The sequence below is a fragment of the Micrococcus sp. HG099 genome (genome assembly GCF_024723355.1).
GTDB lineage: Bacteria > Actinomycetota > Actinomycetes > Actinomycetales > Micrococcaceae > Micrococcus > Micrococcus endophyticus.
On sequence record NZ_JANQCJ010000094.1, the window covers coordinates 1 to 9,521 of the forward strand.

General features: G+C 74.9%; 11 protein-coding genes. 6 read left to right on the plus strand and 5 right to left on the minus strand.

Going from position 1 to position 9,521, the window contains the following annotated elements; all coding sequences use genetic code 11:
• Positions 1-78: 78 nt before the first annotated feature.
• Positions 79-852, minus strand: coding sequence for a low molecular weight phosphatase family protein (locus tag NWP10_RS08665; protein ID WP_258300583.1), 774 nt, complete (start codon positions 850-852; stop codon positions 79-81).
• Between the two features lie 229 nt (positions 853-1,081).
• Between NWP10_RS08665 and NWP10_RS08670 the strand changes: the two genes are divergently transcribed.
• Positions 1,082-2,317: an isochorismate synthase MenF gene (locus tag NWP10_RS08670; RefSeq protein ID WP_258300584.1), complete on the plus strand. Its 1,236-nt coding sequence runs from the start codon at positions 1,082-1,084 to the stop codon at positions 2,315-2,317.
• A 239-nt stretch (positions 2,318-2,556) separates the two neighbouring features.
• Here NWP10_RS08670 and NWP10_RS08675 read toward each other — a convergent pair whose 3' ends face one another.
• Complete coding sequence (locus tag NWP10_RS08675) at positions 2,557-2,826, minus strand: three-helix bundle dimerization domain-containing protein (protein WP_258300585.1); 270 nt, start codon at positions 2,824-2,826, stop codon at positions 2,557-2,559.
• Positions 2,827-3,172: 346 nt separating this feature from the next.
• Between NWP10_RS08675 and NWP10_RS08680 the strand changes: the two genes are divergently transcribed.
• Both NWP10_RS08680 and rlmN read left to right on the plus strand, forming a co-directional pair.
• Positions 3,173-3,988, plus strand: coding sequence for an oxygenase MpaB family protein (locus NWP10_RS08680; protein WP_258300586.1), 816 nt, complete (start codon positions 3,173-3,175; stop codon positions 3,986-3,988).
• 45 nt (positions 3,989-4,033) lie between these two features.
• A complete protein-coding gene (gene rlmN, locus NWP10_RS08685; protein ID WP_258300587.1) occupies positions 4,034-5,434 on the plus strand; it encodes a 23S rRNA (adenine(2503)-C(2))-methyltransferase RlmN in 1,401 nt (466 codons plus the stop codon).
• A 234-nt stretch (positions 5,435-5,668) separates the two neighbouring features.
• Here the strand turns inward: rlmN and NWP10_RS08690 are convergent, their stop codons facing one another.
• Together NWP10_RS08690 and aroQ are read right to left on the minus strand one after the other, a co-directional pair.
• Entirely contained in the window at positions 5,669-6,151 is a 483-nt protein-coding gene (locus tag NWP10_RS08690; protein ID WP_258300588.1) for a pyridoxamine 5'-phosphate oxidase family protein, read from the minus strand.
• A gap of 138 nt (positions 6,152-6,289) precedes the next feature.
• Positions 6,290-6,745, minus strand: coding sequence for a type II 3-dehydroquinate dehydratase (gene aroQ / locus NWP10_RS08695; RefSeq protein WP_258300589.1), 456 nt, complete (start codon positions 6,743-6,745; stop codon positions 6,290-6,292).
• Positions 6,746-6,982: 237 nt separating this feature from the next.
• On the opposite strand from aroQ, the gene trxA reads away from it, so the two are divergent.
• Positions 6,983-7,426: a thioredoxin gene (trxA, locus tag NWP10_RS08700; RefSeq protein WP_017488830.1), complete on the plus strand. Its 444-nt coding sequence runs from the start codon at positions 6,983-6,985 to the stop codon at positions 7,424-7,426.
• Positions 7,427-7,483: 57 nt separating this feature from the next.
• On the opposite strand, the gene idi is transcribed toward trxA, so the two are convergent.
• A complete protein-coding gene (idi, locus tag NWP10_RS08705; RefSeq protein WP_258300591.1) occupies positions 7,484-8,113 on the minus strand; it encodes an isopentenyl-diphosphate Delta-isomerase in 630 nt (209 codons plus the stop codon).
• A 145-nt stretch (positions 8,114-8,258) separates the two neighbouring features.
• On the opposite strand from idi, the gene NWP10_RS08710 reads away from it, so the two are divergent.
• Positions 8,259-8,816: a hypothetical protein gene (locus NWP10_RS08710; RefSeq protein ID WP_258300592.1), complete on the plus strand. Its 558-nt coding sequence runs from the start codon at positions 8,259-8,261 to the stop codon at positions 8,814-8,816.
• A gap of 152 nt (positions 8,817-8,968) precedes the next feature.
• Positions 8,969-9,469 (plus strand): MarR family winged helix-turn-helix transcriptional regulator, encoded by a 501-nt coding sequence (locus NWP10_RS08715; RefSeq protein ID WP_258300595.1) that lies wholly within the window; start codon positions 8,969-8,971, stop codon positions 9,467-9,469.
• Positions 9,470-9,521: the final 52 nt, after the last annotated feature.

A 9,521-nucleotide genomic window follows, 5' to 3' on the forward strand; every position in this document is an offset into this window, starting at 1 on the left:
CCCCGAAACCACCCCGCGGGGACGACGACGGCCACCCACCTGCGCGAGGTGAGCGGCCGTCGTCGTGGTGGCGGCGGGTCAGGCGACCGGCGCCCCCTCGCCGGGCAGCGGGGCGTCGGAGCCCTCCTCGCCGAGGTCGGCGATCAGGCCGCGGACCTGCAGGTCCAGGGCGTCGCGGACGCCGCGCACCTGCTCGAGGCTCATGCCGCGGATGGAGGGCACGGACCACTCCTGCACCTCGGTGCCCTCGGGGATGTCGAAGGGCTCGGCGCCGTCGAAGAGCACGACGACCTCGGCGGCCTTGAGCACGTCCTCGTCGACGCCCTTGGTGTACGAGTGGTGCAACGGGATGCCGATCTCGCTCATGGCGTCGAAGGCCGTGGAGATCACCTCGCCGGCGGGGGAGGTGCCGGCGGAGCGGGACTTCACGGCGCCGCCGGTGCGGTTCTCCAGCAGCGCCGCGGCCATCTGCGAGCGGCCCGCGTTGCCGTGGCAGACGAAGAGCACGCGCGGGTGACGGGACTCGATGCTGCCCTGGTTGATGGCCATGGCGCGCAGGCGGGCGGAGGCGTGCTGCACGGTGGTGCTCGGCAGCATGTCCGGGTGCCGGCTGGTGGCCGCCAGCTGGGCGTAGGAGTCCATCACGACGGCGCGCACGGTCTCCTCGTCGCCCACGCCGGGGAAGCGCTCCATGAGGTGCTCGATCTCGCGCTCCAGCACGTTCGCGGCCATGCCCTCCGGCTCCAGACCCACCGGCGCCGCGGCGTGAACGTCCGGCGATGCCGCGTCCAGCGGCAGGTCGTCCACCGCGGGCGTGCGGTCGGCGTGCGGGTCCGGGGGGATGGCGGCCATGGTGGTGGTCCTCCAGGGGGACGGCGCTCAGGTGAACGCAAGGTGAACGGATGCCTCCACCATCCGCCTTCGCCCGCGTGTGCGCAAATCGCGCGCGGGCGCGCGCCTGCGTGTCGCCCCGTCCCGCCTCCCGACGGCGCCCCTCGCCTCCGCCATCCAGCCCCGCCTCCCAGCCCCGCGTCCCCCGCCCGCCGCGTGGCCGGCGTCGGGGTGGGAGAGAATGGGGCCCATGTCTGTCCCCACCCTGCTGCCGGAGCTCGGCACCGCCGCGGCCGAGGCCGCCGTCCCCCCGTTCGCCCGGGCGGTGCTGTGGGCGCACGGGGACGCCGCCTGGCGCGGGGACGACGGCTGGACCGTGCTGCTGGACGGCCCCGACCGCCTGCGCCGGCTCTCGGCGCTGTGGCAGGCCGCCGTCGCCGGGCGCGAGGACCCGGCCGCCCCCCTGCGCGGCTGGGTGTCCGCCCCCTTCTCCGACGACTCCGTGGAGCCCGCCGTGCTGCGCGTGCCCGCGCGCCTGCGCCGCTCCACGGCCTCGGGCATCCGGGAGGCGCCCCAGCACGTGGACGCGGCCGCGCTCGCGGACGCCGTCGCCGCGGACGGCGGGGCCTGCCTCCTGCCCGACGGCGAGGTCCCCCTGCCCGCCGACACCTCCGAGAGCGCCTGGGACGACGCCGGCTACGCGGCCGGGGTGCGCGAGCTCCTGGCGCGCATGGCCGCCTCGGACGGCGCGCTGGCGAAGGTGGTCATCAGCCGCACGCTCACCGTGCCCGCGGACGACGCCGACCTGTGGCGGGCGATCCGCGCGCTGCGGCGCGAGTACCCGCAGACGTGGGTGTTCGCCGTCGGCGGCCTGCTGGGGGCCACGCCGGAGATCCTCGCCACCCGGCACGCCGGGCTCGTGGGCTCGCGCGTGCTGGCCGGGTCGCTGCCGCGCGGCGAGGACGAGGCGGAGGACGCCGCGCTGCGCGCCCGGCTCGCCACGGACCCGCGCCTGGGGGAGGAGCACCGCTGGGCGGCGCGTTCGGTGCTGGACGCGCTCGCGCCCGTCGTCGACCTTGCGGACCCGGACCCCGCGCCCACCGTGCTCACCCTGCCCAACGTGCACCACCTGGCCACCTCGGTGCGCGGGCGCCTGCGGGACGGGCGCGGGACGGTGCTGGACGTCGTCGCGGCCCTGCACCCCACGGCCGCCGTCGGCGGCACCCCGACCCCCGAGGCCGTGCGCGTGATCCGCGAGGTCGAGCCCGTGGACCGGGGCCGCTACGCGGGGCCGGTGGGCTGGCTGGACCAGGACGGCGACGGCGAGATCGCCCTGGCGCTTCGCTGCGGCCAGCAGGTGCCCGGCGGGGTGCGGCTGCAGGCCGGCGGCGGGATGGTGCCGGGCGCGGTGCCCGAGGAGGAGGTCACGGAGATCCGGGCCAAGCTCCTGCCGATGCGCCGGGCGCTGGGGGTCGACCTGGACTGAGCCGGGGCCGGAGCCGCAGGCTCCCGTTTCCCGCACGAAAGCGGTGATCACTTTCGTGTGGGAAACGGGGGACGACGTCGCGAAGGCTCTCGTTTCCCGCACGAAAACGCGGGGAAGGCTCCCGTTTCCCGCACGAAAGCGCGGGGGAGGGGATGCGGAAGGACCCGCCGGCGCCGCCCCTCCGGAGAGGGGGCGGGCCGACGGGTCCTTCCGTCAGGTGCGCGCTGCCGGGCGGCGGATCAGGCCGCGGCGGCCAGGGGCGCGTGCGCCGGGGCGCCGGCCTGGAGGCGGCGGGCGGCCTCGCGCTCGGTCAGCGCCGGCAGGAACGTGGTCATGCGGGCGGAGCGCTTGAGCTCGGACGCGACCTCGCGCACGGTGGCGCGGACGGCCTCGGCGGTGGCGACGCCCTCGAAGCGGCGGGCGAGGGTCTCCTCGACGCGCTTGAGCACGTGGCGCTGCATCAGGGGGCTCGGCGCGGCGGGCAGGTGATGAACGGTGTTGATGCTCACGGTGAGCACCTCCTTCGGTGCCGGATCGGCGGATCCGGCGAGTCGTCGCGGCGGGGCCGCGGGGGTAGGTCTCGTGCGTTCCAGCCCCCCATTCCGTGAACGAAAGGTGAACGCTTCGTGAACGAGTCTATCGAGTCGCCGTGAAAATGCAACTGTCTGTTCATCTGCGTGACCTGGACCACGCCCGGATGCGTCCCTCCCGGGAGTGGAATCGGCGGATTTCCGGGGATCTTCGCCGCTCCGTATGGTGAACCGGACGTGAACGCTTAGGTGAACGGAAGGTGAACAGGACGCCGATGGCGACCCGTCCCGCCCCGTCCACGGCGCGCGGTGCGAGGGTGGACGCATGCCCCGTGAAGCCCCCGGCCCCGTGTCCGCGGCCGGCCTCGCCCGGGAGGCCGCCATCCTCGCCGGCGCGGGTGCCGCGATCCTGCTGCAGGTGGCGCACCGGCCCGTCGGCGCCGGCGTCGCCGCCCACTCCCGGTTCACCGAGGATCCGATGCGGCGGCTGCGCCACACCCTCGGCTACATCTACGCCGTCACCCTCCCGGAGGCCGCGGGCGCCCGGGACGCCGTGGTCGCCCGGGTGCGGGCCGCGCACGCGCCGGTCCGGGGCGCCGACCACGAGGGCCGCCCCTACGACGCCGCCGACCCCGACGCCCAGCTCTGGGTGGCCGCCACCCTCTACTGGGCGGGCGAGCAGGTCCGCCGCCGCCTGTGGGGCGCGCTCGACCCCGCCGACGCCGACCGCCTCTACCGCGGCTTCGCCCCGCTCGCCACGAGCCTCGAGGTCCCCGCGGCCGCCTGGCCCGCGGACCGCGCCGCCTTCGCCGCCTACTGGGACGCCCGGATCGCCGGGCTTGAGGTCACGGACGACGCGCGGGCCGTCGCCGCCGACCTCTTCTCCGGCCGGGGCGTGCCGGCGCCCCTGCGGGCCGCCCTGCCGCTCGCCCGGTTCGTGACCGCCGGGCTGCTCCCCGCCCGGGTGCGCGCGGGCCTGGGCTGGGACTGGTCCCAGCGCGACTCGATCCGCGAGGCGCGCCTGTGGGCGCTGACCCGGACGCTCTACCGGCCGCTGCCGGCGGCGGTGCGCGGCGTCGTCGTGCGCTGGATCCTGCGCGGGCTGCGCCGCATGCCGGAGGCGGGCGGGCCGGCGTCGTGAGGCCGACCCGCCGGGGCGCCCGCGTCGTCTGGGAGAATGGTGCCGATGTCTGACTACCAGCCCCGCCGCCCCGGATCGAACCCCGCCCCCGCCCGCCGGACCGACCGCGCCGGCAAGCCCGCCCTCGGCCGGCCCAAGCGCGGCCTGATCGACGAGTCCGAGGCGCGCCAGCTCGCCGAGGACCGCGAGCGCATGCGCCGCGCCGGCGTCGGCCACCAGCTCTCCGCGCCCAAGCGCCGGGAGGCCGCCACCGCCGAGCGCCCCCAGGTCATGCCCCAGACCGAGGGCTGGACCCAGCCCATGGGCCCGGACGGCCGCCCCCAGCTGCAGTTCAAACAGCCGCGCGTGTCCCAGCCGCCCACGCACCTGGCCGACCTCACGCTCGCCGAGCGCCAGGCGAAGGCCAAGGAGATCGGGCTGCCCGCGTTCCGCGCCAAGCAGCTCTCCGTGCACTACTTCGAGCGGTACACCACCGACCCCGAGCAGATGACGGACCTGCCCAAGGACAAGCGCGAGGCGATCGCCGAGACGTTCTTCCCGCCGCTGCTCACCGAGGTCCGCCGCATGGAGACGGACCGCGGGGACACCGTGAAGTTCCTCTGGCGGCTGTTCGACGGCGCCCTCGTGGAGTCCGTGCTCATGCGCTACCCCGGCCGCGTCACGCTGTGCGTGTCCAGCCAGGCCGGCTGCGGCATGAACTGCCCGTTCTGCGCCACCGGCCAGGCGGGCCTGACCCGCAACATGTCCACGGCGGAGATCGTGGAGCAGATCGTCCGCGCCAACCAGGTGATCGCCGAGGGTGGCCTGGGCGGCAAGCGCAAGGACGGCGGCCACGACGCCGACCGCGTCACCAACGTGGTGTTCATGGGCATGGGCGAGCCGCTGGCCAACTACAAGCGGGTCATGGCGGCCGTGCACCGCATGGTGGACCCGGCCCCCGAGGGCCTCGGCATGTCCGCGCGCAACATCACGCTCTCCACGGTGGGCCTGGTGCCCGCCATCCGGAAGCTGGCCGAGGAGGGCGTGCCGCTGACGTTCGCCCTGTCCCTGCACGCGCCCGACGACGAGCTGCGGGACGAGCTGATCCCCGTGAACTCGCGGTGGAAGGCCGACGAGGCGATCGACGCCGCCTACGACTACTTCGTGGCCACCGGGCGCCGCGTCTCCATCGAGTACGCGCTCATCAAGGACATGAACGACCACGCCTGGCGCGCCGACCTGCTCGCCAAGAAGCTCAACGCGCGCGGCAAGGGCTGGGTGCACGTGAACCCCATCCCGCTCAACCCGACGCCGGGCTCCATCTGGACGGCCTCGGAGAAGGACGTGACGCGGGAGTTCGTGGAGCGGCTCAACGCCGCCGGCATCCCGACCACCCTGCGCGACACCCGCGGCAAGGAGATCGACGGCGCGTGCGGCCAGCTGGCGGCCGGCGACGACGACGCCTGAGCCTTTCGCCTCTGGCCCCCAGCCTCGGTGCGCCAGCGCTGTCGTGCGGGAAACGGGAGCCTGCCCGGGCGCTTTCGTCCGGGAAACGGGAGCCTGCCCGCGGGGATGACCCGCCAGAGACGAGATTCGGGCGACTTGTCGGAGGTCAGAGGGCCTGACACGTCCGACAAGTCACCCGAATCTCCCGCGGCGGGGACTGCCCCCCCCGGGCGGGGGAAGCTGGGACCCAGGGGGTCAGAACTGCACGGTCGTGCTCTCGCCCGGGTGGGCCTCCCCGCCGGTCACCTTGGCCTTGATCAGCTCGACGGCGGTGCCCACCGCGCCCGGGGACTCCCAGTACTGCGCGGACTCCACGTCCACGCGGACGAGCACGATCTGCGGGTCCTCGGGCTTCGCGCCCTCCCCGAAGAACGCCTCGGTGGCGGGGTTCCAGAACTCCTTCTTGCGGGCGTCGTCGCGCACCACCTGGCCGTGGCCGGCCACGGAGGCCCAGAAGTCCTTGTCCTGCACGGACACGTTGACGGGCCGCTGGGAGGCGTCCGAGGCCACGTCGGAGGCGGCGCGGGTCATGAACCAGAGGGTGCCGGTCTCCTCGGCCTTCTGCAGGCCCATGGGGCGGGTGGTGAGCGTGCCGTCCGCCTCGGAGGTGGTCAGCATGCAGACGTTCGACTTCTCGAGCTTCTCGAGCAGGTGGGTGCGGGGGTCCTTGTGGCCCATGGCGGTGCTCCTTCGCGTCAGTGGTGCGACGACGCCGCTTGTCAGCGCCGGTTCGCACCCTGACGCTAACCCCGCCCCACCGTGGTGTGGCGAGGGCCGGGCGACGCACGGCCACGCTCGGCCACGCCCGGCGAGGCCTCAGCGACGCACGGCGGCGGCCAGCCAGTCGACGCCCAGCTCGTAGCCCAGCACGCCCGCCCCGGCGATCACGACGTCCGCCACGGCGGAGACGTGCGAGTGGTGCCGGAACGGCTCGCGCCGGTGGATGTTGGAGATGTGCACCTCCACGATCGGCCTGCCGACGGCGGACAGCGCGTCCCGGATGGCCACGGAGGTGTGCGAGTACGCGGCCGGGTTGATGAGGATGCCGGCGTGGGAGGTGCGGGCCTCCTGGATCCAGTCGACGAGCTCGCCCTCGTGGTTGGACTGGCGGAAGTCGACGGCGAGCCCGTGCCCGGCGGCGCGGGCCTCGGTGCGCGACCGGACGTCGTCGAGGGTGTCCGAGCCGTAGATTTCGGGCTCGCGGGTGCCCAGCAGGTTCAGGTTGGGGCCGTTGAGCACGAGCAGCGGCAGGGCTGAGGGCGCGGTCGTCATGGGGCCAGTGTAGGAACGCACGACGACGGAGGCTCCCGTCTCCCGCACGAAAGTGCGTGGGGAGGCTCCCGTTTCCCGCACGAAAGCGCGGGGGGTGCGTCGTCGTGGGGGAGGCGGGAGCCGGCCCGCGGAATAGCCGCACCGTCCGCCCCGTTGTCCCGGGCAGGAAGAACGCCCGCGCGCCTCCCGTCGGGGAGGCCGAAGCGCCGGCGACCGCCGACGAAAGGACACCCCATCATGGCGACCAAGGACCTGACCCTCGAGGAGTTCGGCACCACCGTCTCGGAGAACGACACCGTGCTGGTGGACTTCTGGGCCGACTGGTGCGGCCCCTGCAAGCAGTTCGCCCCCGTGTTCGACGCCGCCTCGGAGAAGCACGAGGACGTGGTGTTCGCGAAGGTGGACACCGAGGACCAGCAGCAGCTGGCCGCGATGGCCGGCATCACCTCCATCCCCACGCTCATGGCGTTCCGCGGCGGCGTGCTCGTCTTCTCGCAGGCCGGCGCGCTGCCCGGCTCCGCCCTGGACAGCCTGCTGGAGCAGGTCAAGGGCCTGGACATCGCCGAGGTCCGCCGCATGGCGGAGCAGCAGGCGGCCGAGCAGGGCGGCGCGGCCGAGCCCGGCCAGGACGAGGCCGTGCAGTCCACCGCCTCGCACCTGGACGAGGTCAACGGCCGCTGACGGCCCCCCTGACGGCCCCCCTGACGGCCTCTCGGCGTCGGTCGCGGACGGTCCCGATCAGCGGGCCTCGAACGCCCCCTGCTGCCACTGCTCCACGAGCCACGGGCTGAACGCCCGGGGGACGGCGGCCAGGGCGGCGGCCAGATCGGCCGGTTCCACCCAGCACCACTCCGCGACCTCGTCCCGTTCCGGGGCGGGGTCGCCGTGCATCTGCGCCCGGAACACGGGGCAGATCTCGTGCTCCTCCATGCCGGAGGCGTCCGCGGCCCGGTAGCGGAAGTCGGGGAGCACCTCGACGACGTCGGACACCTCCGCACCCAGCTCCTGCGGGGCGCGGCGCAGCACCGCCTGGGCGGGGGACTCGCCGGGGCCAGGGTGCCCGCAGAAGCCGTTGGTCCACACCCCGGGGAACGCCGCCTTGCCCAGCGCCCGGCGGGTGAGCAGGAACCGGCCGGCCTCGTCGTACACGTGACAGGAGAAGGCCAGGTGCAGGGGCGTGCCGCCGTCCTCGGTGCGGCGGTGGACCGTGGCCTTGGCCTCCGTGCCCACGGCCTCGCCCGCCGGGGACAGCAGGACCACGCGCTCGACGTCGTCGGGGCCTGCGACCGGGACGTCCGAGGCCGCCATCCACGGTCGGACGACGGGGGAGGGGCGGTCGTGCGGGGAGGGCGTGGCCGGTGTCTGCATGCCTCTCAGTGTGGCAGGCGAGCCGAGCTGCCCATCAGATGTGGGCCACGTCACCTCGGCCCGTGCTCGACGTCCGGGCGTGGCTAAAGTGCTGAGGTCGGCGCCACACCCCGGCGCGTCCCACGTCACTCGAGGAGAGCACCCCATGGCCTTCGCCGCCCTTTCCCGTTCCGCCCGTCTTGCCGGCCTGTCCGCTGCCGCGCTGCTGGCCCTCACCGCGTGCGGCGGTCAGGACTCGTCCGACGCCGACGCGTCGGCCTCGACGACGGCGCCCGCCTCCGAGTCCGCGCAGAGTTCGGAGTCGTCGTCCGCCTCGGCGTCGTCGCTGTCCGCGGCCCCGGCCGACTACGAGGCCGGCACGTGCTTCACCGCCCCGCTCGGCGCGCGTGACCTGTCCTCCTTCGAGACCACCGACTGCGAGGGCGCCCACATCGCGGAGTACCTGTGGGCCGTGCCGGCCGTGGCCGAGGGTGAGGAGGCCGACCCCGCCGCCGCCCAGACCTGCACCGCCCAGGCCCAGCGCCTGGGCGAGGAGAAGGAGGACCAGCTGAACGGGGCCGTCCTGACCTCCTCCGAGCTGGGCAACTACGGCACCGACGAGAAGCACTGCGTCGTGTACGGGGTCTCCGGTGAGTGGGAGGGCCAGATCGTGGACCCGGAGCTCACCCTCGACGAGGCGATCGCCGCCTCCGCCGGCGCCTGATCCAGGACGACTGCGCACGGGCGCCGATCCGGGTTCGTCCCCCACGCCTGGACGCGCCCGGTCGGCGCCAGTAGTGTCTCGGCCATCGAGAAGTTCGATCATTGAACCGATGGCGCGAGGCGGACCCGCGCGCTCCGGCGGCGGGAGGTCCCATGGGCGAGGCGAGGCGCGGCACCGAGCAGGCGCGGCTGCTGCGGCAGGTGGTGCTGCTGCACCAGGAGGTGCGCATCCACCTGTGCCGGCTCATGGGCATGCACGACACGGACTACGCCGCCCTGGCCCTGCTCATGCGCGGCCGGCTCGGCCCCTCCGCGCTCGCCTCCGCCCTCGGCCTGAGCAGCGCCGCGGCCACCGCCGTGGTGGACCGGCTCGAGGCCGCCGGGCACGCCGAGCGACTGCCCCACCTGCAGGACCGCCGCCGCACCATGGTGCGCCTGCTCCCCGCCTCCCAGCAGCAGGTCCAGGCGGAGGTGGACCGGATGGCGGACGCCACCGGCGCGCTGCTGGAGGACTTCGACGAGCGCGAGCGGGCCGCCGTCGCCCGCTACCTGGCGGGCACCCGGGACGCCCTCGAGCAGTGGCGCGACGACGTCGCCGCGCGCGTGGCCGCCCGGGACGACGTCGCCGCCGCGGACGCGGAGGCCGGGCGATGAGCGCCGGGCGTGAGGGCGTCGTCGCCGAGCTGGAGGCCGCCCTGTCCCGCGC

Excerpts from the sequence above, each read along its gene's own strand:
- trxA (WP_017488830.1), top strand. The coding sequence starts at position 6,983 with ATGGCGACCAAGGACCTGACCCTCGAGGAGTTCGGCACCACCGTCTCG.
- aroQ (WP_258300589.1), bottom strand. The coding sequence starts at position 6,745 with ATGACGACCGCGCCCTCAGCCCTGCCGCTGCTCGTGCTCAACGGCCCC.
- NWP10_RS08715 (WP_258300595.1), top strand. The coding sequence starts at position 8,969 with ATGGGCGAGGCGAGGCGCGGCACCGAGCAGGCGCGGCTGCTGCGGCAG.
- NWP10_RS08665 (WP_258300583.1), bottom strand. The coding sequence starts at position 852 with ATGGCCGCCATCCCCCCGGACCCGCACGCCGACCGCACGCCCGCGGTG.
- idi (WP_258300591.1), bottom strand. The coding sequence starts at position 8,113 with ATGCAGACACCGGCCACGCCCTCCCCGCACGACCGCCCCTCCCCCGTC.
- NWP10_RS08690 (WP_258300588.1), bottom strand. The coding sequence starts at position 6,151 with ATGGGCCACAAGGACCCCCGCACCCACCTGCTCGAGAAGCTCGAGAAG.
- NWP10_RS08670 (WP_258300584.1), top strand. The coding sequence starts at position 1,082 with ATGTCTGTCCCCACCCTGCTGCCGGAGCTCGGCACCGCCGCGGCCGAG.
- NWP10_RS08710 (WP_258300592.1), top strand. The coding sequence starts at position 8,259 with ATGGCCTTCGCCGCCCTTTCCCGTTCCGCCCGTCTTGCCGGCCTGTCC.
- NWP10_RS08680 (WP_258300586.1), top strand. The coding sequence starts at position 3,173 with ATGCCCCGTGAAGCCCCCGGCCCCGTGTCCGCGGCCGGCCTCGCCCGG.
- rlmN (WP_258300587.1), top strand. The coding sequence starts at position 4,034 with ATGTCTGACTACCAGCCCCGCCGCCCCGGATCGAACCCCGCCCCCGCC.